Annotated in this window: 23 protein-coding genes and 2 pseudogenes; all 25 read left to right on the top strand. The window is 51.3% G+C overall.

All coding sequences use genetic code 11. From position 1 onward, the window contains the following. Positions 1 to 40: 40 nt before the first annotated feature. The 25 genes and pseudogenes from AC0IWZ_RS13685 (at position 41) to AC0IWZ_RS13565 (ending at position 24,128) form a co-directional block, all read left to right on the top strand. Positions 41 to 484, top strand: a complete 444-nt coding sequence (locus AC0IWZ_RS13685) for a hypothetical protein (protein WP_471677035.1) — start codon at positions 41 to 43, stop codon at positions 482 to 484. Between the two features lie 292 nt (positions 485 to 776). Further along, a complete protein-coding gene (locus AC0IWZ_RS13680) occupies positions 777 to 1,214 on the top strand; it encodes a hypothetical protein (protein WP_471677037.1) in 438 nt (145 codons plus the stop codon). 119 nt (positions 1,215 to 1,333) lie between these two features. Then, complete coding sequence (locus tag AC0IWZ_RS13675) at positions 1,334 to 1,954, top strand: hypothetical protein (RefSeq protein WP_471677038.1); 621 nt, start codon at positions 1,334 to 1,336, stop codon at positions 1,952 to 1,954. 73 nt (positions 1,955 to 2,027) lie between these two features. Continuing rightward, positions 2,028 to 2,456, top strand: coding sequence for a hypothetical protein (locus tag AC0IWZ_RS13670; RefSeq protein WP_471677039.1), 429 nt, complete (start codon positions 2,028 to 2,030; stop codon positions 2,454 to 2,456). Positions 2,457 to 2,518: 62 nt separating this feature from the next. After that, positions 2,519 to 2,920 carry a lysozyme inhibitor LprI family protein gene (locus tag AC0IWZ_RS13665; RefSeq protein WP_471677040.1) on the top strand — a complete coding sequence of 134 codons (402 nt, stop codon included), beginning with the start codon at positions 2,519 to 2,521 and terminating at the stop codon, positions 2,918 to 2,920. 75 nt (positions 2,921 to 2,995) lie between these two features. Continuing rightward, on the top strand, positions 2,996 to 3,259 hold the full coding sequence (locus AC0IWZ_RS13660; RefSeq protein WP_471677041.1) for a PAAR domain-containing protein: 264 nt from the start codon (positions 2,996 to 2,998) through the stop codon (positions 3,257 to 3,259). Between the two features lie 2 nt (positions 3,260 to 3,261). Continuing rightward, on the top strand, positions 3,262 to 4,470 hold the full coding sequence (locus AC0IWZ_RS13655; RefSeq protein ID WP_471677042.1) for a hypothetical protein: 1,209 nt from the start codon (positions 3,262 to 3,264) through the stop codon (positions 4,468 to 4,470). Further along, positions 4,463 to 7,834 (top strand): ImcF-related family protein, encoded by a 3,372-nt coding sequence (locus AC0IWZ_RS13650; RefSeq protein WP_471677043.1) that lies wholly within the window; start codon positions 4,463 to 4,465, stop codon positions 7,832 to 7,834. The genes AC0IWZ_RS13655 and AC0IWZ_RS13650 overlap by 8 nt, the downstream gene beginning before the upstream one ends. Positions 7,835 to 7,836: 2 nt before the next feature. Next, positions 7,837 to 8,856 (top strand): AcrVA2 family anti-CRISPR protein, encoded by a 1,020-nt coding sequence (locus AC0IWZ_RS13645; protein WP_471677044.1) that lies wholly within the window; start codon positions 7,837 to 7,839, stop codon positions 8,854 to 8,856. Then, positions 8,853 to 10,460, top strand: a complete 1,608-nt coding sequence (tssA, locus tag AC0IWZ_RS13640; RefSeq protein ID WP_471677046.1) for a type VI secretion system protein TssA — start codon at positions 8,853 to 8,855, stop codon at positions 10,458 to 10,460. Before AC0IWZ_RS13645 ends, tssA begins: the two co-directional genes overlap by 4 nt. Before the next feature lie 156 nt (positions 10,461 to 10,616). Then, positions 10,617 to 12,386 carry a type VI secretion system baseplate subunit TssF gene (gene tssF, locus AC0IWZ_RS13635; RefSeq protein WP_471677047.1) on the top strand — a complete coding sequence of 590 codons (1,770 nt, stop codon included), beginning with the start codon at positions 10,617 to 10,619 and terminating at the stop codon, positions 12,384 to 12,386. Next, positions 12,350 to 13,432 (top strand): type VI secretion system baseplate subunit TssG, encoded by a 1,083-nt coding sequence (gene tssG / locus AC0IWZ_RS13630; protein ID WP_471677048.1) that lies wholly within the window; start codon positions 12,350 to 12,352, stop codon positions 13,430 to 13,432. Before tssF ends, tssG begins: the two co-directional genes overlap by 37 nt. Before the next feature lie 44 nt (positions 13,433 to 13,476). Next, entirely contained in the window at positions 13,477 to 14,001 is a 525-nt protein-coding gene (gene tssJ, locus AC0IWZ_RS13625; RefSeq protein ID WP_471677049.1) for a type VI secretion system lipoprotein TssJ, read from the top strand. 4 nt (positions 14,002 to 14,005) lie between these two features. Beyond that, a pseudogene (locus tag AC0IWZ_RS13620) lies at positions 14,006 to 16,237 on the top strand (type VI secretion system Vgr family protein); the annotation flags it as partial. 30 nt (positions 16,238 to 16,267) lie between these two features. After that, entirely contained in the window at positions 16,268 to 17,461 is a 1,194-nt protein-coding gene (locus AC0IWZ_RS13615) for an S-type pyocin domain-containing protein (RefSeq protein ID WP_471679518.1), read from the top strand. Then, positions 17,461 to 17,712, top strand: coding sequence for a DUF7683 domain-containing protein (locus tag AC0IWZ_RS13610; protein ID WP_471677050.1), 252 nt, complete (start codon positions 17,461 to 17,463; stop codon positions 17,710 to 17,712). Before AC0IWZ_RS13615 ends, AC0IWZ_RS13610 begins: the two co-directional genes overlap by 1 nt. 21 nt (positions 17,713 to 17,733) lie before the next feature. After that, on the top strand, positions 17,734 to 18,036 hold the full coding sequence (locus AC0IWZ_RS13605) for a bacteriocin immunity protein (protein ID WP_471677052.1): 303 nt from the start codon (positions 17,734 to 17,736) through the stop codon (positions 18,034 to 18,036). 7 nt (positions 18,037 to 18,043) lie between these two features. Continuing rightward, a complete protein-coding gene (locus AC0IWZ_RS13600; protein ID WP_471677053.1) occupies positions 18,044 to 18,583 on the top strand; it encodes a hypothetical protein in 540 nt (179 codons plus the stop codon). Positions 18,584 to 18,605: 22 nt separating this feature from the next. Continuing rightward, positions 18,606 to 19,055 carry a type VI secretion system baseplate subunit TssE gene (gene tssE, locus AC0IWZ_RS13595; protein ID WP_471677054.1) on the top strand — a complete coding sequence of 150 codons (450 nt, stop codon included), beginning with the start codon at positions 18,606 to 18,608 and terminating at the stop codon, positions 19,053 to 19,055. Positions 19,056 to 19,085: 30 nt separating this feature from the next. Next, positions 19,086 to 19,499 (top strand): annotated as a pseudogene (gene tssJ / locus AC0IWZ_RS13590) (type VI secretion system lipoprotein TssJ); the annotation flags it as partial. Between the two features lie 4 nt (positions 19,500 to 19,503). Then, on the top strand, positions 19,504 to 21,825 hold the full coding sequence (locus tag AC0IWZ_RS13585; protein WP_471677055.1) for a type VI secretion system Vgr family protein: 2,322 nt from the start codon (positions 19,504 to 19,506) through the stop codon (positions 21,823 to 21,825). Continuing rightward, a complete protein-coding gene (locus AC0IWZ_RS13580) occupies positions 21,822 to 22,325 on the top strand; it encodes a DUF4123 domain-containing protein (RefSeq protein WP_471677056.1) in 504 nt (167 codons plus the stop codon). The genes AC0IWZ_RS13585 and AC0IWZ_RS13580 overlap by 4 nt, the downstream gene beginning before the upstream one ends. Beyond that, positions 22,319 to 22,663, top strand: coding sequence for a hypothetical protein (locus AC0IWZ_RS13575; RefSeq protein ID WP_151995269.1), 345 nt, complete (start codon positions 22,319 to 22,321; stop codon positions 22,661 to 22,663). The genes AC0IWZ_RS13580 and AC0IWZ_RS13575 overlap by 7 nt, the downstream gene beginning before the upstream one ends. Next, complete coding sequence (locus tag AC0IWZ_RS13570; RefSeq protein WP_471677057.1) at positions 22,663 to 23,415, top strand: Tox-REase-5 domain-containing protein; 753 nt, start codon at positions 22,663 to 22,665, stop codon at positions 23,413 to 23,415. Before AC0IWZ_RS13575 ends, AC0IWZ_RS13570 begins: the two co-directional genes overlap by 1 nt. Next, positions 23,412 to 24,128 carry an Imm52 family immunity protein gene (locus AC0IWZ_RS13565; protein ID WP_471677058.1) on the top strand — a complete coding sequence of 239 codons (717 nt, stop codon included), beginning with the start codon at positions 23,412 to 23,414 and terminating at the stop codon, positions 24,126 to 24,128. Before AC0IWZ_RS13570 ends, AC0IWZ_RS13565 begins: the two co-directional genes overlap by 4 nt.

Below are 24,128 nucleotides of genomic sequence, written 5' to 3'. Positions count from 1 at the left end.
GTGACCTAATGATGGAATGTTAAATAACATCGAGGTTAACATGCGCAAGTATTTTTTTGTATTGCTATCACTTTTTTCAGAGTATGCCTTGGCTAACAGTTTTGACCTACCAGTAGTTCATTCAATAAAAAATGGAAGTCAATGTGAAATCTCCTTTGATAGTAAAGTTGTTTCGAAACATGATTGTGAGTATGAATCTCCTTCCTATCTAACATCTTACTCGCTTCTTCCAGACACTTGGACTGGGGTGTGGGTATTTCAGGATGCCCCAATGGGGAATTCATGTCAGGCTGGTGCAATTAGAATAATATCTATAGATGCTGATAACAAAATTGAGGCTCACAATCCGATAGATTTTTGCGCAGGGAAAGTGATTGTTAATAATGATAGCAATCAGGTTGAGATACAAATTCGCGATGACGTGGATACTAAAAACACTGAAAAATGGATATTTAAAGATAATAAACTAACTAGGTTGAAATAGCTTCATTAAGTTTTATCCTGTGCTTTACCATTCCGCATCCTAACGTTCATTATAATAATTACAATTGAGGGGCCTGTGTTTTTGTTCATCTCAATAAAGATGTTGCTACAGGTACCTTCAAAAGAACATGAAGGTGATGACCCAGACGGGGATTCTGACATTGGGTCAGGTACCAACAGAAGCTTAAGTTTTGTTTGTGTTTCTGTCACTTTAGCCAGAGTATGGTCTGACTAACAGTTTTGGCCTACCAATAAATCATTAATAAAAAATGGGTTTTTAAATGATTTCTAAAATGACAAAAATCATCACAATGTTGGTATGTTTTTTCCCTGCCTTGGCTTTGGCGAATACTGGAGAAAGTGTTGGTTACTGGGCTGTGAAATGCGGTGGGTTTGGCGGCTCCATTGAAATAAGCGCTTCAAATGAGGCGAAAATAAACATCAATGATAATAATCTATATATTTCCGCAGGTTTAGTTAAAGATTCTAACAGTAAATCACAAGTATTTTATCGTAATGTCATTGAATCAACGAACGATAAAATTAATTGGGAGGAAATTTCCAAGAATAAACCTATTGCTGAGCTTTCAATTGAGGATAGCATCATACATATGGCATGGAAAGGATTCTTTGATGTCAAAAAGAAAGCCTATATTTGGAAGGTAGAGCCGGATTTTATTGTTGCATCCGGTGGGAATGTAAATGTTGAAATGAAAAGATGTGATTTCTAATCAGCTGAATGGGTTGCGTACAAAAGGCCTACAAAAAAACGATATGCAACCAACCCTGACTACGCAAAAAACCTAATTGCAATAATGAAAGGTAGTTATATGAAAAGCAGAGGTTTAAAATGATAAAGATATCCCTAACTTTCGTTGCGTTGATTATATGTGCAAATGCGAGCGCGAACACGCAGTGTGAAACACTTAAAAATAAATCAGAGAAAGAACAAGCATATTTAGACAAATCCAAAAACATATTTGAGGTTGTGTCGAAAGGACGGTTGTATTTTAATAATGCACCAAGTAATGAATGTAAAGTTAAGAGCTTGTTTTTAGTTCCTGGCGACAAAGTAATTGGTTACTCAGAATATAATGGTTTCACGTCTGTTGCATATTTTAAAGAGAATGGTGACTCAGTTGATGGTTGGCTAGAAACATCTCAACTAAAAAATACAGGCTTATCTAATGGACCATCTGGTGAAGAACAAATGGTGTTTAACATGTTACCGGAGATTATAGCCAAAAATAAGTTAACTTCACTTCCGAATAAGTGTCTAAAGTTTAACCTAAACGATAAGGATGAGAAGTATTACACTACAGTTGTTTCAAGGGCCAACGGTAAAGAATGTATAAACAATGATGTACTCCCATTTACCATTCTGGTTAAAAGAAATACATTGGAAGTTTACTCGAACCAAGGTCATGCGAGTGATGAATTCCGTTCATTAGAACCCGCATCATCAAAATAAAATTGATTGCAACTATTTTCGCCTCGAATTTAAATGTGTTTAGAACTAATCACGACCAATGAAGTGGGGTAATATGGAATCGTCATTAAAATATTTTACGGCATTACTTTGTTTCTTAGTTATGTCCACCCCAGCATATTGCATCCAAATTAAGGATGAATTAGTCAACGCTAATAAACTCAAGAGTTCGGGTTTTATAGATGGACAGACAGGTAGTGTAAATACTGATTTAAATGGCGATGGAAACCAGGACGTCATTGAATACACCTTTGCGAGTACAACACCGCCAGGGACATGCGACCAATCAGACTGCGTGTCAAGTTTGGACAACTCTCCAATTCTAACATTCCAGATAAAAATGCATGATGGCAAGGCTATCGACGGTTCGTATATGTGTACATCCTTGGGTGTGATAAAAAACATTCACCATGGAATGAAAGATATATTATGCGGTCCTAAGTATATACTTCGCTGGAATGGTGAAGATTATGATACTGATTAACTAGTACTATTAGCACCTTCTATTCAGGAGGTGCTAACCTTCTACGTGGAAGATATTCTAAAATGCATTTATATAAAATAATTATAGCTTCACTCTTGATGTTGCCATTGTTTTCCCATGCAGCTCCGAAAGACTATTCGCGAATTGAATCAGATTGCCGCAAAGAAAACCCTGACATAAATAACTCCATCGTTATGGGGTGCGCTGATTTAGCATCATCCGCTGCAAAAAAAGATATGAATATAACTTACCAGAAAATATACAAAATCATTGAATCTCGGGATATGCCGGATATTACTAAAAACTTTGAAGTGGCACAAAAAGGCTGGCTGGTATCGCGTGAGAACTGGTGTGATGTTCAGGGTTTTATGATTGGCTCACCGATGTACAGCGTATGCCGAATGGATATGAATATTGCCAGAGTGCATGAGCTTAATGAACTGCTTGAGCAAATACAGGATTAATTACTCAAAGTGTTCATTTAATTTTGGCTTCAGTCTTAATGACAAATAATCAGGCAATTAAATCAGGTACAAAAAATGCTCCAGATTATCCGTAAAGGCGATAAAACATCCCATGGTGGTTCGGTAATGACCGCGTCTGAAACAATGAAATTCGGCGGTATTGGTGTGGCTCGTAAAGGCGACATGGTTTCCTGCCCGATCCCGGGCCATGGCCCCACTACCATCGTTGAAGGCAATCCTGACTACCTCGACCATGGTATCCCGGTAGCATTTCACGGGCATAAATGCGGTTGTGGTTGCACCCTGATCAGTTCCTTTGCTCCGGCCAGGGTTGCCTGATCATGCCCGTTCTGCTTGATGCCATCCCCGAAAAAACATCCAGGATAGCCCGGCCCAGTTCGCGCCTCTGGCTGTTGTTCCTCGCGTTTGTCATGCTGGGTGGCATTGCCCTCACACTCTGGGGATGGACAAAGGAGCGCACTGGATTTGTGTTCTGGTTTACGGCTCTGGGTCTGCCGTTTTGCACATGGGGCCTGATTTTTGGCTTGCGCCGGTTTGCTTATAAAGCCGAGCAGGTGGGGGCTGAGTCCCGAAACGTAGAACGTGAAAAACTCATCGAACGTGAAATTAAGCGCGGTCAGCGTTGTGCCTGGATTCTGGGTACCCTTGTTCAGACGCCTTCCGGAAACAAAGTCAGTGAACTGCTGACCGCCATGACTCGTTCGGCACCTGTAGTCGATTTTTCCCAACCAAGGGGGTGTGAGAAGCCAGTCAGATACGCCGCTCTGACGGCTTTCCAGACAAACCTGGCCTCTGAGCTGAAAGCGGCAGTAACCAAACTAACTACTCGTGTTAGAGGAATTGTTCAACCTCTTCCGGCAGATCTCCCATGCTGGCTGATGCTGGACTGTGACAGTGACCTTTCACCGCTGATAGAAGATCAGATTAAGGCTGAACTTTCACAGAAAACAGGCCGCGTTTTCCGCCTGATGTCGAGTAAAGGGTTGGCAGCACTGGATGCCTGGCTGGATAAGCGCTGGGACAACCCGGGCATTCTGGTCGCGATGGCGCTGTCGCTCCCAGCCGAACCCACTGAAGGAGACGCTGATGCTATCGCGATGCTGGTCCTCAGCAACCGTAGAGCACTCTCTTACCCGAATGCACTGCGGCTTCATCGCCCTGAAAGAGGCACCGAGAGCACGCTGACTAAAACACTCACTCGGGCCCTGCTATGGGCCAACGTACAGCCTGAAAAGCTTCAGGGCAGCTGGTTTTCTGGCCCCGCACTCACACAGGGCAGTGGCTGGAATAATGCCTGCGAACAAAACGCTGTCAAATTCAGTCTGTCAAAAGACAATTTGAGCATCGATCCGGTACTGGGTTACACCGGCCATGCCGCACCGTGGCTTGCCATTGCGCTTGCTGACTCAGCCTTAGAACAGCGCGGCGTACAGGTGATTGCCGCACAACCCTCCGCTGACAAAGATGACATCTGGGTCACCGTTATCACTAAAGAAGAAGTTCGCAAGGGAACGCCTAAGAATGTCTAAGGTCAAGGTCAAAACACTCATCGGCTCCGCCGTCACTGTCGTCTTTTTTCTGACAGCCATCATTGCATTTCTGTTTTTCGCGTTCCCGGAGAAGGTGGCTTCATCCATCGGGTTCGGGCCGTATGATGGACAGCGAATTCTTTCAGTGTGTGCCGTCATCGTCGCTACGTTGTTTCTCCTGGGCTGGCTGGTTGAAAAGGCATTCGATTATGCGGGTAAATCTGGCTTATACCTTCACTGGGGTCAAAACAAGAATCAGGTTGTCCCCCCGGCTAAACAAGTGATTGCCGGTGAAGAAGACGACGATGAGCCTGATTTCAATGAAGAGCCGATAGCTGAGCATCTCCAGCTACGATACGGACGTCGCTGGCAGCGTAAGGTTCGTATCCTGCTGGTCATGGGCAATCAGGACGAGCTCCAGAAGGTGGCTCCGGGTCTGTGTCATGACCTCTGGCAGGAAGGAGATGGCAATGTGCTGGTCTATGGCGGTGACGCACAGTCTCTTCCGGATGACGTTTTCCTGTCAAAATTAAAACGCCTGCGTTCCGGTCATCCCATTGATGGCATTGTGCAGGTGATGAATACCGCCGCGTTGCCAACGGATATTGAGCGTGATGCGTTTTTACGTTGCCGCCAGAAAGCCGATCACCTGCTGGGCTGGCAGGCTCCAGTCTGGTTATGGCTGACGGACAAAGAATCTGGTGATCAGGAAGGGCGAGAGTCCGTGGCAACCGGCGCGATATTCGGTCCGGGTGCCACGCCGCAGGATGCGGTTTCTACCCTGGATACACTGGTTCCAGGTTTACGTCTGGCCGGGATGTCTCAGATCCTGAAAAACCCGCAACATGACTGGTTCCTGCAACTCTCTTCCCGTTTGCAGAGCGAACTGAAAGCGAGCCTGAATGTTTTGTTTACCGGACTGATGCAGGGCTCCGCCGCGTATCGCCTTCGGGGGGCGATGTTCAGCCCGGAACTGGCAGTCGCCGGTACAGTGCCAAACACCCGAATCGACACGCCGACCTGGACTGCCGTCCTTGATGACTGTGCCGCCGTGCGTTCCAGAAAGCTCTCCTTCGACTGGCTTAAAGGTCTGCGGTTACTGCTACTTGCCCTGATTGTGCTTTGGGGGGCCGGTACATTGCTGTCTCTTACCGTCAATCGTGCGCAGATTTACCAGGCGCAGAACACCGCGCGTCTTGCCGCCGATACAACACTGCCGCTGACTGAACGACTGCGTAACCAGCTCGTGCTTCAGCAGGCTATTGCCCGTCTGCAAAACCGTGAAGCGACCGGTGCGCCGTGGTACACCCGCTTCGGTCTCAATCAGGACCATGACACGCTGGCGGCACTCTGGCCGTTGTATGCCCGTAACAACACGCTGTTAATGCGTGATGCCACAGCAGACCATCTGAAGCAGCAACTGAACGCTTTTGTGCAGCTCCCCCCGGCCAGTGATGCCAGGGCGCAGGGCACACAACGCGCCTACGATGTGTTGAAAAGTTATCTGATGATGACCCGACCGGAGAAAGCGGATGCGGGGTGGCTGGCGAAAAATGTCCTGGCGGTCTGGCCGACGCGTCAGGGCGTGGCGGACGGCACCTGGCAGGCGCTGGCGCCGAAATTGCTGGGCTTTTATGCGCAAAACCTTCCGGCACACCCGGAGTGGAAAATTAAGCCTGACGCTGAATTAATCAGTACCGTACGCCAGATCCTGCTCAAACAGATAGGGCAGCGTAACGCCGAATCAGGGCTGTATCAGGACATGCTCAAACGCATTGCCAGCAACTGGCCTGATTTAACGCTGGCCGACCTGACCGGTGATACCGATGCCTCGACGGTGTTCAGTACCGAAGAAGTGGTGCCGGGGATGTTCACCCGCCAGGCCTGGGAAGAACAGGTACAGGATGCGATTGATGAGGTGGTCAAAACCCGCCGAGATGAAATTGACTGGGTACTGACGGATAAAACTCACCAGCCGGGAAGCGACATTGCCCCGGAAGCACTGAAAGCCCGTCTGACCGAACGCTACTTTACTGATTTCGGGAATGCCTGGCTCAATATGGTCAACAGCATTCAGTGGCAGGAGGCGGGTTCGCTGTCAGAAGCTATTGCACAATTAAACCTGATTGGCGATGTCCGTCAGTCTCCTCTGGTGGCGCTGATGAACACGCTGGCCTGGCAGGGAAAAACCGGGCAGCAAGGCGAAGCACTGGCCGATTCGATTGTGGACTCCGCGAAGAAACTGATCGGCAAAAAGAAGAATGCAAAACAGTTTATCGAACAGGCTCAGGGACCCAAAGGCCCACTTGAGGGCGTATTTGGTCCACTGATGGGACTGATGGAAGGAAAAGAGGGGACCGGCAGTAACGGTAACCTGAGCTTCCAGTCCTGGCTTGCCCGTGTCACACAGGTCCGTCTGAAGTTGCAACAAGTCACGAGCGCCCCCGATCCGCAGGCGATGTCCCAGATGCTGGCCCAGACCGTGTTTCAGGGCAAAGCCATCGATCTGACCGATACACGTGATTACGGCAGTCTGGTGGCGGCAAGCCTGGGGCAGGAGTGGAGCGGCTTTGGTCAGTCTTTATTTGTGCAACCGCTGGATCTGGCCTGGCGGAAGGTGCTGGCACCGGCTGCGGGAAGCCTGAATACCCGCTGGCAGACAACGATTGTGGATCAGTGGAACAAAGCGTTTGCCGGTCGCTATCCATTCAAAGCAACGGGGAGTGATGCCTCACTGCCGCTGCTGGCACAGTTCCTGCGAAGTGACTCCGGTCGTATTACCACATTCCTGAAAACTAACCTTGGCGGCATCCTCCACCAGGAGGGCAATCGCTGGGTGGTTGACCCTGCCGCGAGCCAGGGGATGGAAGTGAATCCTGATTTCCTTCGGGCGATTAACCAGCTGGCCGAACTGTCAGACATTGTGTTTGCCCAGGGCGATGCGAGTGTTCACTTTGAACTGATGGCCCGTCCTTCCCGGGATGTGGCGCGTATCCAGCTCTCTCTCGATGAGCAGAAACTGGACTTTTTCAACCAGATGGAAAGCTGGCAAAGCTTCACCTGGCCGGGGAATACTTACTACCCGGGGGTGAGCCTCAGTTGGCGAAGTGTGAACAGTGGTATGCAGCTATATACTAACAACCAGGGCAACTGGGGATTCATTCGATTACTGGATCAGGCACTGATCACCCCACTGGATGGCAGTCGTACCCAGCTGGTGTGGATAAGTCAGGATGGCAACCCGCTGAAGTTTGTGATGCGCAGCGAGCTTGGCGACGGTCCGCTGGCATTACTGAAGCTTCAGGGTTTCAAACTGCCGGTGTCCATTTTTAATGTTGCCCCCGTTGCTGAGGGGACCCAGTAGCGATGGGCGGGAATATTCATCCTGCACTGGCGTTTGCCAGGCAGGTGGACGGCTGGTCGCCAGGGATATTCAACAAGGTTGATAAGTGGCGGGAGACCGACTCGCTTGCTCCCTGGCGGTTTATGACGTTTCGCCAGTGCAAAGCCTGGCTTGCTGACTGGCTGAAGCACAACCCGACGCCTCAGGAGGGGTTTCTGAGTCCTCCGATCATGAAGTATTTCCCGCCACATATCGTTTATATGTCACTGGCAGCATGGCGCACCGGTAAGGCGCTACTCCATTGCGACGAGTCACTTTTCCGGATGCTGGGTGAAACAAATCAGTCTGATGCACTCCCGGGTGACATGCTTCGCCGCCTGCCATTCTGGGGGTTCTGGCTCGATTTCCCCGCAGACACGGTCTATGCGGAAGGTCAGGGGCCTTTGCTGGGAGCCTTTTTCACGCTCACCGATCATGACAACGGGACTGATGCGCTGCTGGCCCTGACGCTTGCCCAGGAGCCGTTGGTGGACGGGAACCTGCCGCTGGGAATGGAATACCTCCCGTTGACCGCGCCGGTCTCTACCGCGATCAGCCTACAGGATGAAGGAGTGCGGGGATTCTGGCAGGCCGTATTGCCTGTACTGTTCTGGTTATGTTCAGAAAACAGTGAGTGGGGCGCACAAGGTAAACCTGTTCGGCCACCACCAAGGCGAGTAGGAAAACATCAGAGATTCATTCCACCAAAGAAGCCCGTGCAAATCTACGCCGGGGCTCGTGCAGGGGCTGCACTCCGTCAGCCATCTCGCCCGGAACGTGACAGTCCACTGAAGGAGCCTGGCGGCATGTCGAACCGCCGCCTGCGCCCCCACGTCAGAAAAGCCCACTGGCAAACCTACTGGAAGGGGAAACCCACACAGGGGGAAGAGAAAAGCATGTTACTGAAATGGAAACCACCCCAGATAGTGAACGGCCAGAACGAGGACGAACTGGAAGCAGTCGTGAGATTTATCAAAGAGAATAACAAACGGGAAAAAGAATGAGTTCACCGGAAGCCCTGTTATACGCATGCACGACCCATCAGCAAGATCAGCAAAACCTCATTGCCCGGGCATCCGATGCTCTCCCTCTCTGGGATAACTGGTTGTTGCCACTCAGTCCTGAGCAGGAGACCGGAGACGATCCGGCGTATGACGACAACTTCCAGCTGATGCGCGAAGAGATTAATAAGCTCTCCGGCACAGATCCTGAACAACTGTGTGCGCTGGCGGAAAAGTGTCTTTGCGAAAGTGCCAAAGATATCCGCGTGGTGACCTGGTACATCCAGGCCCGACTGAGCCGCGACGGAGAGAAAGGACTGGCGGAAGGTTTGCTGCTGATGGTGGCGATGTTGTCACGCTACGGCAAACGTTGCCATCCTCAGCGCCCTGTTGCCCGGAAAGCCGCGCTGGAGTGGCTCAGCAGTACAAAAATGCTGGATACGCTCTCACTCTGGCCGGAAGTAGACCGGGACGATGCCGCGCTCATTGCTGGAGCCATCAGCCTGCTGGCTGCGGCCGTCGCTGACTGGCCTGAAAATGAAAAGCCGTCTTTTGCCGGACTCTGCTCGGCGCTTGAAAATCGTCTGGCACGTTCCGGTGGGATGGATGCATTGATCCCTCAGAACAGCAGCGCCCATGAATCCGGTCATGAATCAGTCCTTTCTCAGTCGCCACAACTCACAACCGTCAAGTCCGGACGCGATTTACTCGACCAGGCAAAGTTACTTTCCCGCTGGCTGGGTGAGCAACCACAGGGCTGGCTGGCCTCCCACCGGCTGATGAAAACCGTACGCTGGGATACCGTCGATCAAATCCCCCCGCTGGACAGCAGTGGCCGTTCCCGCCTGGTTCCGCCGAAACCAGAGTACCGGGCACAGCTGAAACGGCTGTACCTGCAAAAAAACTGGGCCGAACTGGTGGAGCAGGCCAGTCAGATGTACTGCGAAGGGGTAAACCATTTCTGGCTCGACCTTCAGTGGTATCTCTGGCAGGGGCTCAGTCATGCTGGGCAACCGTGGGAGAGCTGGTCTGATTCCGTGCTGTTGGATCTGCGCCTGTTCCTGAAGCGTATGCCTGGGCTGGGGGGACTGGCCTGGAATGATGGTACTCCGTTTGCCGATGAGGTCACCACAGGCTGGATAGCCGAAAAGGTGAATGAAGAAACGCGGATGTTTGGAGATGAACCGGCAACGGTGACCAACGGACAAGGTGACGATGTGCTGTTACTCGAATCCGAAGCGATGGAGAAGGGAGACAGTGAAGGGCCCGAGTCGGCACTGGCCTGGCTTCAGTCCCGACCGGGGCTGGACACTCCCCGGCAGCGCTGGCTGATGCGTCTGCTGATGGCCCGGGTTGCTGAGCAGTACGGCCGTAATGAAATGGCGCTGCATTTGCTGGGTGAACTGACCGCCAGCGCCCCACAACTGACGCTGGGCGACTGGGAGCCGGGCCTGTTATTTGAGGTGCAAGCTCGCCGTCTGAAGCTTCTGCGTATGAAAGCCGGTCGCAGTGAAAGTGATAAAGCCCGACTGATGCCTGAGATGGATACGTTACTGGCAGGTCTGATTGCTATCGATCCTGCCCGTGCCATGGTGCTCTGTGGCTAACTTTTTGTCTTACCCGTCATACCTGAAGTTGCCTCTGTGTTGGCTCCGTTCGCTTACCCGAATCACTTACTTCAGTAAGCTCATCGGGATGCACTCTCTTGCCGCCTTGATGCAACTCCAGTCATTTAGGGTATATAACTTTCAGGATATCCGTGCATGGATGATTTAACCCTGCGTTATTACGAAGCCGAAATGCGCTACCTGCGTGAGGCCGGTAAAGAATTTGCCCGGGCGCACCCGGACCGGGCTGCAATGCTTAATCTGGATAAACCCGGCGCACGTGATCCTTACGTAGAACGTCTGTTTGAAGGCTTTGCTTTCCTGATGGGGCGTCTGCGTGAAAAGCTCGATGACGACCTGCCGGAGCTGACCGAAGGGCTGGTCAGCCTGTTGTGGCCGCACTACATGAGGACCATTCCATCCCTGGCTATCGTTGAGTTTTCACCCGCGTGGCAAAGTCTTCGCCAGGCGGAAACGCTGGCTGAAGGTTTCTCGGTTCTCTCGCGTCCGGTGGGGCCACACAAAACCGCCTGCCAGTACCGGACTACGCGGGATGTGCCTTTACAACCACTGCACCTTGCAGATGCGCGTCTTCATACCGAAACCGATGGACGTTCCGCTATTCGTCTGCGCTTTGAATGCCCGGAGAAAGTGGACTGGAGCAAGGCCGGGATCGACAAAGTTGCCATTTTTCTCAATGCCGAAAGCCCCATCAGCTCCGCCCTGCATCTGGCGATGACCCGTCGCGTTCATGCCATGTATGCCCGTCACGCCGGAACCCGCACCGAACGCCATCAGTTTGATGGCTGGTGCAAGCCGATGGGCTTTGATGACCATGATGGCCTGTGGAAGAAAGCGGATTCTGCCTTCAGTGGTTATCAGCTGTTGCTGGAATACTTCAGCTTCCGTCCGAAATTTATGTTTGTTGAGCTGCGGGGTATTGAAACCATCGGGCTTAATGCGGCCAGCACCTGGTTTGAAATTGACATTGTCCTCAGTGAAGCCTGGTCATCCGATCTGCCGTTTGAGACCGAGAACTTCCGCCTGCATTGTGCGCCGGTTATCAACCTCTTCACGCTCGAAGCAGACCCGCTGACGCTTAACCCACTGGACAATGAATACCTGCTGCGGCCACTGCGTCTTCAGGACGGTCATACTGAGATTTACAGCGTTGATAACATCCACGGTGCGGTGAAACTCGGCAAACATCAGTATGTTCCGTTCACCAGTTTCCGGCACCGGGGCGGCATGATGCGTCACGATGCACCCGAGCGCTATTTCCATACCCGCGTCAAACGCGGGGCATCGGGCCTTTATGACACCTGGCTTATTCTCGGTGGCCGCTCGTTTGAACTGGATCAGCTGTCTGAGAAACCCGAATCACTCTCGATGCGGATCACTGGCACTAACGGCCAGCTACCGCGTAAAGCACTGGAAAGCACCCTGTTAGACAGGGTGGTCAAAGCAGGCAAAGTTCCGGTCCGGGTGCTGAACGTTTCCGCACCGACAATGCCGCTGTATCCCCCGGCGAATGACCGTTTCCACTGGCGGGTCATGAGTCATCTGGGCTCAAACTTTCTTAGCATGATGGATAACCCTGAAGTGCTGCGAGGAACGCTGGCCCTGTATGACTGGACCGACGATGAGATGAACCGCCGTCGCCTTGAGGCCATTGTTGCGGTGAAGCATACGCTTATCCGACGCTTCGAGAAGGGCTTTATGCTGCGGGGCGTGGATATCGAGGTCACGCTGAACATGGATAATTTTGCAGGTGAGGGGGATGTGAACCTCTTTGGCGAAATGCTGCATCGCTTCTTCGCGCTGTATGCGGATATTCACCTCTTTAACCAGCTCACGCTGGTGTTGCAACCGACAGGGAAACGACTGAGATGGAAAGAATTCCACAGCCAGCACGTACCGGGCTGACATTCGCCCTCAACAAAGACATCTGGCGAGCCAATTTTTACCGTTTCTGCCAGCTGCTGGAGCAGGAAAGTCCTGACTCACCGAAGCTCGGGGCCACCAGCCACCCCGCAAACGATCCGGTGCGTTTTCGCCCCTGGCCGGGGATGGGATTCCCCGTCAGCACCCTGAAAGCGGTTGAGACTGATGAAGATCATCCCGAACGTCCCCCGACCGTTCGCACGACTTTTCTGGGAATGTACGGCGTGGACTCGCCCCTCCCGGGCATGTATCTGGATGATATTGCGCAGCGCCGGGAAGGGCATGAAGCGGTCACCTCGTTTCTGGATATCTTCAGCCACCGTATCACCACGCAGTATTACCGTATCTGGCGCAAGTACGCCTACCCGGCCACGTTTGAAGCCGGGGGCTGTGACGCCACTTCCCAGTGCCTGCTGGGGCTGGTGGGGCTCGGCATTCCGGGTACGGCTGAACATGTGGCAACCCCGGTTTCCCGATTCCTTGCGCTGCTGGGCACCATGCGCTTACCCACCCGCAATGCGGAAGGTATCCGGGCACTGGTCAGCCTGCTGGCCCCGCATACCCGGGCGACGATCACCGAACCTGATCCGGTCAAAGTGCATATCAATAACCGCAGTGGGTTAGGGGCTGGAAACCGTGTTCAACTTTCGCAGCGAGCGACTCTGGGCAAAACCGCCAAAGAAGCCTGTAGCCGGGTACTGGTGACACTGGTCACGGACGATCCGGAGGAAGCCGAAGGCTGGTTACCTGGCGGTCACATCCATACCGACCTGCTGGTGCTGATGCGTGTGTATCTGGGCTACCGCAGTGATGCACGGTTACGCCTGACCGTACCGGTGCGACTCCTGCCAGAGCCCCGTCTGGGCAAAGGTCGGCGTATTCAACTGGGGCGCACCGGTCTGCTCGGACTGAGAGACGGCAAACTCAGCGATAACCGTGAAACCCTGACCGTCAGTCTGGGTTGCTATGAAGGGCTGCAATGCCAGGTGCTGGCACCGGCTGAAGACGGTCACTACCGTTTCGATTAAGCATGTCATCCCGCTTCCCCTCTTCTCAATTAAGGAACTTCTGAATGGCAACAGTTACCCGCTGGTGGGCGCTGACGCTTGTCGCCTGCGGTCTGCTTTCAGGCTGCGGTCTGACCCAGACCGTCACGGATGGCACAGTCAGTCTGACGAAATCCATCTTCTATAAACACATTAAAACCCTTCATCTGGACTTCACGCCGCGTACCGCCGTCAATGCCGATGGCGCACAGACGCCACTGGCGACAATGGTCCGGGTCTATCAGCTCAAGGACCGTAAAGGTGTGGATGCTGCTGATTATCAGACGTTGCTGCGTAACGCCGATACGGTACTCAAAGAGGATGTACTGGCGTCAAAAGAGCTGCTGGTGATGCCCAACGGCAGCGTGTCGCTCAATATGCCGATGGATGAAAATGCGCAGTTCGTGGCGGTGGTTGCGCTGTTCAACCGACCGGATATGAAAGACAACCGCTGGCGGAAGGTATTGACCCGTGATGACCTCGACCCGGACAAACCGCGCACTATTGAGCTCGGTGATGGCTGGCTCAACCTCGTGCCGGTAAAGGAGTGAAATGATGGATAACTGGTTAGCTCTTTTTGACGGACAGACACGCTATTCTCTTGAGATTAACGACAGCACCGTGCTGCCGGATGTACTGAATTTCACCGGGCGGGAAGCGTTAAGCGAGCCGTTTAGCTGGGACATTGAATTTACCACACCGCAGGCAAATATTGCCCCGGAGCAGGTGCTGATGAAATATGCCTCCCTGCGGATGCGCAGCGGTAAAAACGTTCATGGCATCATCACCCGTCTCGAATGGTTGTCCACCACCCAGGACCAGTCGCATTACACAGTGACGCTAAGCTCACGCCTGGCGTTGCTCTCCTTTACCCGCCAGTGTGCGGTGTTCCGGGACCAGTCCGTGCCGGAAGTGGTGGAGCAGGTCTTGCGTCAGCACGGGCTGGAAGGGCCGGATTTTGAGTTTCGGCTGGAGCGGACCTATCCACCGCGTGAACTCATCACCCAGTGGCGGGAAACCGACCTGGAGTTTGTGCAGCGCATTCTGTCGGAAGTGGGGATTTACTGGCGTACAGAGATGGACAGCACCCGGGAAATGGATGTTTACCTCTTTGCCGACAGCCAGCTCAACTATCAGTTTGATGTGCGCCTGCCGTACAGCGAGCCGTCTGGTCTGTACGATGGTGCGGCGGAGTCGGTGTGGGATGTGCGAACCCGGAACAACGTGGTCACCGGCATGGTTGCCACGCGTGATTACAACTACCGCACCGCCAGTACACCCCTGGATACAGCAGTGAGTGTGCGGCAGGACGCCAGCATGACCGGGGAACATTACCGCTACGCAGCTCCGTACCGCGAAGCCGGTGATGACACCGACCCGGAGCCGGAAACCGAAAGCGGGGCGTTTTATGCCCGCATTCATCACGAGCGCGAACTGAATAAATCTGCCCGTGTCAGTCTGGACAGTAACGCCTCCGGCCTGACACCCGGCCAGGTGCTGGAGCCGCAGGGCAACGTCATCGCTGCCCTGAGTGAAGGTGTGATTATCACCCTGGTCACTTACCGTGCCGCCCGTGATACCCGTCTGCATGTGTCTGTCGAAGGAATGCCCTACAGCGAGCGCTACAGCTTCCGCCCGGTGGAAATCCCGCGCCCGGAAATCCACGGCACCCTGCCAGCCAGAATCGAGAGCCGGGAGAAGAACGATACCTACGCGTACCTTGATGAACAAGGTCGCTACCGGGTGAAGCTGGATTTTGACCGCGAAGGGACAGAGCAGGGCTACGGCTATCTGTGGTTGCGGATGGCGAAGCCGTATTCGGGTGACACCCTCGGCTGGCACACGCCGCTTATCGACGGAACGGAAGTGGCGATTGCGTACAGTAATGGTGATATCGACCTGCCGTATATTTCCCACGCCATGCACGACTCTGAACACCCGGACCACGTTAACCGCGACAACCACACCCGCAATGTCCTCAGGACCCCGGCAAATAATAAGCTGCGGATGGAGGATAAGCGCGGCGAAGAGCATATCAAGCTCGCGACGGAATACGGCAAAACCCAGCTGAACACCGGCCACCTGGTGGATGAGAAGGCGCAGCCCCGTGGCAAAGGCACAGAGTTACGCACTGATGAGTACGGCACAATCCGCGCCGGGAAAGGGCTGTTTATCAGTGCGGATGCACAGTCCAAAGCCCAGGGAAAGGTGCTGGATATGGATGCCGCCCTGAAAGAAATCGACCAGCTGAACCAGCAACTGCAACAGCTGGAGATGGCCGCAGAGCAGGCACTGGCGCTGAAGGCGGATATCGACAGCCAGATACAGATGTTTGAGCAGCGGCTGAAACCGCTCAATGAAGCGTTATTGTTCTCGGCACCGGAAGGGATAGCGTTCACCAGTGGCGAACACCTGCAACTGACGGCCACGAAAAACGTCGCCATCAATGCCGGGGGCGATATCAGTGCCGGTGTAATGGGCAATATGACCGCGCTTGCCGGGGAGAAGCTGGGGCTCTTTGCCCGCACCGGGCAACTGAGTCTGAAGGCAGGGGAAGGCCCGATAGACATGCAGGCCCAGAACGCCAGCATGCGGCTGTTTGCAGAGAAGAAACTGACGTTGACTTCAGAAAGTGACATCTCGTTTGCCGGGAAGAAGCGCATCACGCTGATGGGTGGTGGCAGTTATCTGAAGCTGGAAGCAGGGAAGGTGGAGTACGGCACCACGGCTTCATACATTCGCAAAGTGAAAAGGACGATGTTTGCTGCACCAAATGCGTTACCGCTGGAAACAGTCAATCTGCCGCCTCCGGCAACAATGCGGGAATTCAATCCTGAAACGCTGGCACCATGGGTGACGCCGGTTTATGCCAAATCATGCCTGAAAGAGAAAGGGTGTACTGACGGCGGGACAAACGAAGAGTCTGCCGATAACTTTGGTGAGATGACGATTTTTGCCCAGCCTGTTGAGGACGACTGCTGCGGTTATGGTCATCAACATGAGCATGATGATGAAGTCGTTCAACATGCACAGTCTGCCAAACGGCGAAAACCCGGAAGTGAGAGTGCAGTAGCACCGGCTGAAGCTTCTGCCGCACCGCTTGCTTTAGGAGGGGGAGCGCTGGCTGCCAGAACAACTGCTGGCGTTATGACTCAGGTATGGGGGGAGTGGTCTCTTACTGGCGTGTTGGGTGCCGCCCGTGGAATTCCATACGTGGGGGCGATGATGTCCGCGCTGTATATCCCATCAGCGGGGGCAGGAAGCGACAAAGTTCCTGGTCGGGACGAATACTGGTACGAAGAAGAGTTGCGACAAAAAGCGCTAACGGGTGCTAAAGCCACAACCCGGGTACGCTTTTTCTGGCATGCCGATGACCAGGGCAATATGCGTGTTTACGGCGTCCACACAGGTGAAGGTACGCCGTATGAAGGTGTGCGAACGGCCGACATGAAGTGGGTGGAAGCAAACAACCGTTATGAGTTCACACCCGCTCATGGTGTGGATGGCCCACTGATCACCTGGACGCCAGAAAAACCGGAAGGAAGCGACCTTCCATCGCATACTGGCAGCGACATCAAGCCAATAGACCAGACGACAATACTGGTCACCCCGATCCCGGATGGTGAAGACGAATACACGACCCCGCCATTCCCGGTGCCGGAAGAACGTGATCTTAACGATTACATTCTGGTGTTCCCTGCGGAATCAGGCATTAAGCCGATTTATGTATATTTAAATTCTGACCATAAGTACCATACTCCGCCGAAAGGAAATCCTCCATTGCCAGCATTTCCGGATGCTAAGAAAGCTCAGGCCAAAACACCTATCAAAGGTGGAGGGAAATTGCGTAACCGGTGGAAGGACTCAAACGGTAAGATTTATGAATGGGATTCCCAACATGGTACTGTAGAAGTCTATGACCGCTCAGGGCGTAACCATTTAGGTGAATTCGACCATGTTACTGGTGAGCAGACAAAGCCAGCAGACCCCACTAGAAAGGTAGAAAAATAATGGTTATATACTCTATTGATGCATATAGTAAAAAAAATGAAGACTTGCTTTTTGAACTTGAAATACCAAAAGAAAAAATCAAAGAGTTAGCTCGAATAATGGAGTGGAGTGAAGAGGATGAAAATGAATTCTCATATGGGATAGGTGTATTTAACATCAATAAAAAACAAGCAAAACTTCTGGAGCAGTTGATTGGCAAAGAATTTTATTCTGATGAGATAACATTACAACTGTCTGCTGGAGAGATTTGATTTATTAATAGTGGTGAATACATGAGAACCGTGGATTTAAAAAATAGACTTCAAGATTACACTCAACAAGAGTTTTTACTTTTTTTGAAAGAATTTTTCAATGACTCACGACAGGAGATCTTGAAAGGTGAAGCTCTTAGTGATTATTTAACAACCCTATCTAATCACTTTGACAAAGTCACAGAACATCCGGAAAAAAGTGATTTGATTTTTTATCCTGAGGATAATTCTCAATGTACTCCTGAAGGTTTGCTCCAGACAGTATTGAATTGGAGGAAATCTCAAGGATTGCCTCTTTTCAAAGACTCTAATCCCAGGTATTGAGGCCAATATGCCATTACCAATAAAAATGATACCACTAGACATTCCAGGTTCAGAAATGGAGGCAATGACCAACATAGCTAATGAGCTAACTAGTTTGATCGACTCCGGTTACGATGAAGACTCAAATGAAGTGGATGTATTAATAGGACAGTGGAATCTTATTTCTGTTAAGCTTTTTGAATTTAGTGATTTCCGTGATTATCATTCATGGATTGGTACTGAGGAATTTGTTAAGACTGCTTTTTATAAAGCACAATATTGTGATGACTTATCATACAATGAAGCAAAGGCAATCATTGAGTTTGTATATAATGCGGAAGGGGATGAAGCCCAGCATGATTATGCACTTGATTCTTTAGAACTTAACTTTCCAAATTCAAATGCATCAGATCTTATTTACCACCCAGACCATTGGTTTGATGATGATTCAATGTTTGATGTGGATTTGACGAGTGATGAAATGTTAGGTTATTTAATGAAAAAATCAAATCGCGTTTTAACAGGCGCACCTGAAATCAAATTGTCATATCCTTTATCAGTAAAATGAACAGTTAGGAATATAATTTACTATGGACAGGAAATCACCCTCGCTATACGAAATTCTCACTGGAAATTTCACAGGTGACCTTCCCCTTGAACTGGCAAATGAAGAGGACCAGGTTATTTTATCCGTACTGGATAACATCCAACGGATACTAAACTCTCGGGCCGGAGCCATATCTCATTTACCCGATTTCGGTTTACCGGATATGACTAAAATCCTGCAAGGCATGCCCGGAACCGCCCACGAACTGATAGATACACTTTCCGGCGTTTTACTGAAGTATGAGCCTCGTTTGCAGACGCTCAATGTCACACTGCTTGAACAGGAAGTGCCCGGAGAGCTGCGTTACGCCATTGATGCCGAACTGAAAGGTATTGGGCTTGTGCGGTACGGCACTGAATTCATGCCTGAGGGCAAAGTGATGCTCAGGCATCTGAAACAACAGCAGTATCTGGAAACAAACCAGTTTATTTAATCCTCGTATCAAAACCCAAATTTTCAGCTAATCGTCTATAAACACATTAAAACCCTTCATCTGGACTTCACGCCGCGTACTGCCGTCAATGCCGATGGCGCACAGACGCCACTGGCGACAATGGTCCGGGTCTATCAGCTCAAAGACCGTAAAGGTGTGGATGCTGCTGATTATCAGACGTTGCTGCGTAACGCCGATACGGTACTCAAAGAGGATGTACTGGCGTCAAAAGAGCTGCTGGTGATGCCCAACGGCAGCGTGTCGCTCAATATGCCTATGGATGAAAATGCGCAGTTCGTGGCGGTGGTTGCCCTGTTCAACCGACCGGATATGAAAGACAACCGCTGGCGGAAGGTATTAACCCGCGATGACCTCGACCCGGATAAACCGCGCACCCTAGAGCTCGGTGATGGCTGGATCAACCTCGTGCCGGTAAAGGAGTGAAGTGATGGATAACTGGTTAGCTCTTTTTGACGGGCAGACACGCTATTGTCTGGAGATTAACGACAGCACCGTACTGCCGGATGTACTGAATTTCACCGGGCGGGAAGCGTTAAGCGAGCCGTTTAGCTGGGAGATTGAATTCACCACACCGCAGGCAAACATTGCCCCGGAGCAGGTGCTGATGAAATATGCCTCCCTGCGGATGCGCAGTGGTAAAAACGTTCATGGCATCATCACTCGTCTGGAATGGTTGTCCACCACCCAGGACCAGTCGCATTACAAAGTGACGCTGAGCTCACGCCTGGCGTTGCTCTCCTTCACCCGCCAGTGTGCGGTGTTCCGGGACCAGTCAGTACCGGAAGTGGTGGAGCAGGTCTTGCGTCAGCACGGACTGGAAGGGCCGGATTTTGAGTTTCGGCTGGAGCGGAGCTATCCGGCGCGTGAACTCATCACCCAGTGGCGGGAAACCGACCTGGAGTTCGTGCAGCGCATTCTGTCGGAAGTGGGGATTTACTGGCGCACAGAGATGGACAGCACCCGGGAAATGGATGTTTACCTCTTTGCCGACAGCCAGCTTAACTATCAGTTTGATGTGCGCCTGCCGTACAGCGAGCCATCGGGTCTGTACGATGGTGCGGCGGAGTCGGTGTGGGATGTGCGCACTAAAAACCATGTGGTCACCGGCACCGTCGCCACGCGTGATTACAACTACCGGACCGCCAGTACCCCACTGGATACAGCAGTGAGTGTGCGGCAGGACGCCAGTATGACAGGCGAACATTACCGCTACGCCGCCCCTTACCGCGAAGCCGGGGATGACACGGACCCTGAGCCGGAAACCGAGAGCGGGGCGTTTTACGCCCGCATTCATCACGAGCGCGAACTGAATAAATCAGCCCTGATTCATCTCGACAGTAACGCCTCGGGCCTGACACCCGGGCAGGTGCTGGAGCCGCAGGGCAACGTCATCGCTGCCCTGAGTGAAGGCGTGATTATCACCCTGGTCACTTACCGTGCAGCCCGTGATACCCGCCTGCATGTGTCTGTCGAAGGAATGCCCTACAGCGAGCGCTACAGTTTCCGCCCGGTGGAAATCCCGCGCCCGGAAATCCACGGCACTCTGCCTGCGAGAATTGAAAGCCGGGAGAAGAATGATATTTATGCGCACCTGGATGAACAGGGCCGCTACCGCGTAAAGCTGGACTTTGACCGGGAAGGGACGGAGCAAGGGTACGGCTATCTGTGGCTGCGGATGGCGAAGCCGTATTCGGGTGACACTCTCGGCTGGCACACGCCGCTTATCGACGGAACGGAAGTGGCGATTGCGTACAGTAATGGTGATATCGACCTGCCGTATATTTCCCACGCCATGCACGACTCTGAACACCCGGACCACGTTAACCGCGACAACCACACCCGCAATATCCTCAGAACGCCTGCGAATAACAAGCTGCGGATGGAGGACCAGCGTGGCGAAGAGCATATCAAGCTCGCGACGGAATACGGAAAAACCCAGCTGAACACCGGCCACCTGGTGGATGAGAAGGCGCAGCCCCGTGGCAAAGGTACGGAATTACGCACCGATGAACGCGGCACAATCCGCGCCGGTAAAGGGATGTTTATCAGTGCGGACGGGCAGGGTAAAGCCCAGGGCGAGGTGCTGGATACGGACGCGGCCCTGAAAGAAATCGACCAGCTGAACCAGCAACTGCAACAGCTGGAGATGGCCGCAGAGCAGGCACTGGCGCTGAAGGCGGATATCGACAGCCAGATACAGATGTTTGAGCAGCGACTGAAACCCCTTAACGAAGCCATTCTTTTCTCAGCCCCTGAAGGGATAGCCTTCACCAGTGGCGAACACCTGCAACTGACGGCCACGAAAAACGTTGCCATCAATGCCGGGGGCGATATCAGTGCCGGAGTGATGGGCAATATGACCGCACTGGCCGGGGAAAAGCTGGGGCTGTTTGCCCGCACCGGGCAGCTGAGCCTGAAAGCAGGGGAAGGCCCGATAGACATGCAGGCGCAGAACGCCAGCATGCGGCTGTTTGCAGAGAAGAAACTGACCCTGACCTCAGAAAGTGACATCTCGTTTGCCGGGAAAAAGCGCATCACGCTGATTGGTGGTGGCAGTTACCTGAAGCTGGAAGCAGGTAAGGTGGAGTACGGCACAACAGCGTCGTATATACGCAAAGTGAAACGGACGATGTTTGCAGGGGCGGCAAACATACCCATCCAGGCTGTGACCGGGAGCGGAATTTGCCTCAGTTGCCTGATGAAAGCGGCGATTAATGGTGACACTTTTGTCGTAAGGGGAGAGTCATGAGCAGTCTCAGCTTCAGCCATGCGGTGCAGAGCCTGATACACACGACAGAAGTCACTTTATTTGCTCTCGTCGATGGTCTGCAATATGAACGCTTTACGGGGGAGGAACTGGTATTTAAACGGGAAGAAGTTTTGCCTCTGTTCAATACCTGGCCGGATTCACGTATTGCTTTTGCTGGCCCCTGGATTATTGGCATAAACGAAGCGATGGGTATTCGAGAAAAATTGTGCGAACTGGAGGCCACATTACCCTCTGTATCATGGATTTTATCTTCTGCTACGCCAGCAGATCTGGTTGAGCATTTTCAGAAAAACATCAATATCGGACTTCCTGACGGTCGGGCGGCTTTATTGCGTCTTCAGGACCCACGCGTACAGGTTCGCCTTGGGGCAATGCTGGATAGCCTGCAACACCAGAAGTTGACCCATCCTACGCAAGAGTGGGTCACAACTTTTGACGGAAAAGCCTGGTCAATTAAACACAGGGAGTTCATATGTTGAAGCTGTCTGAAGAACAGTGTGCCAGCGCAGGTCAGATGGAAGACGATGATTTTGTCCGTGATACCGTGCAAAAACTGAAGAAGAAATATCCGGTCATAAACGAACCGGATGACACCTTCCTCGCACGACTGAGGAAAGCGCTGGACTATGCAAACACCTTACCACTTAAAGAAAAAAACGTGAGGCGGGATTTTTTGCGACTGGAGACATTCTATCCGGGATTTTACCTTAAGCCGGAAATAGATAAATGGCTGAAAACGCCTAATGGCTATTCAGCGGATCAGCGCTTGGAAGATTTTAAGCACGTGGTGATAAACAGGGAAAGGAGAGGACTCTGATGGTCTGGATTGGTATTGGTACCGGAGCTGCGACAGGAAGCGTCGGGGCCGCAGGTGGTGGTGTTGGTTCATCGACATATCCCGGGACGCAAAGTCACGGAGGCTGGGAAGATGATGATATGTCTTTTCCCGACTCAGGAAATGCTCAGTCCCGGAGTAACGGTGGATTTGACTATCAGGGAAAGCCTTATGATCCAATCCTGAACGAACCGATGGTTGTGAGTGCCGAAACCCATGCGGATTTCTGGGAGGATGACATAGATTACTCAGAAACGGTGAGTTACGAGGGCGTTGATACCAAAACCGGAGCACAGGCAAAAACGGATGAAAAGACCTGTGAAAACTGCCCACCGGAAGGGAAGGTTTTACCAATGCTCAGGCGCTGTTCGCGCTGGAGTACGGTGACGATTAATTACCAGACGCGTATCTGCGACACGTTCTATAATCCAGAAACAAAACAAATTGAGGAATATAAGTATTGTAATGTGTCGTTTGATGGCTGGAAAGATAAGCTGTGTCAGTTCTGGGAGGCCAAGGCGCGGTATGATCAGTTTTTTGATGCGTTTGGAGACCCCAAAGGTTGGTGGAAAGGCTATAAAAGTGGTTTAAGCCAGGCATCCCGCCATCAGGCGGTTGCAACAGTCAATCAACCACTAAAAGTAGTCTGGATTTTTATGCAGCCAGTGAGTTATCGGTATTTCTCAAAAATGTTTAAAGATTTTAAAGATATAATGACAAGGTGGGTTCCGTGATAAGAATATCAGTAAATGTGTACTATGAAGACATAGAAACTCCAAGTGTAGAATCTTGCCTTGAAGAGTTATTTAATGTATCTACATTGATTGATGAGCTATTGGAAACTAAAAAATGCTGGTATGAAAAGGGATTTTCAAGAAAAAAAGCACTTGAACATATAGTATTTAATCATAAAAAAGCTGAGGCTGAGGTTGTTGAAAAATGGCATAATCAAATACAAAAAGACTACCCACTAATTATAGAGGGTGTATGGGATGGTGAGATAGATAATAAAATATGCTCAATAAACTACATAAAAAAACATCTCGAAAACCCAAAAAAAGTTAGCTTGGATATTGGTATCACTTGTAACGAGACTGAGGTAAGCACGGAAAAAGTTATTGAATTTATGAAATCCTTAATCGGCAATAAACATCATGGGTTTGCAACTATAAATACCAATGGATATTGGAATAATAATGAAAATGTATTCCCTGATCGAATTATAGCAGGATGGATGATATATGTCCCTATGGTAATACTGCCGGAGTTGATTCCTGAGGCAGCCAATATAGTACCTGTAAGTGTTGCACAAAAACAGAAAGGAACAATTATCGTCACAACAGAAGATATATTTGATGGAAGAAATAAAGTACACATCGGTAAAGCTAATGACATAGAAATAAAACTTCTGGATCTTGGATTATTGCCATTAATGACAGAGCTTTGA

It is taken from the genome of Buttiauxella sp. AC142 (assembly GCF_979253435.1).
This window is presented reverse-complemented; position numbering and strand designations above follow the sequence as displayed.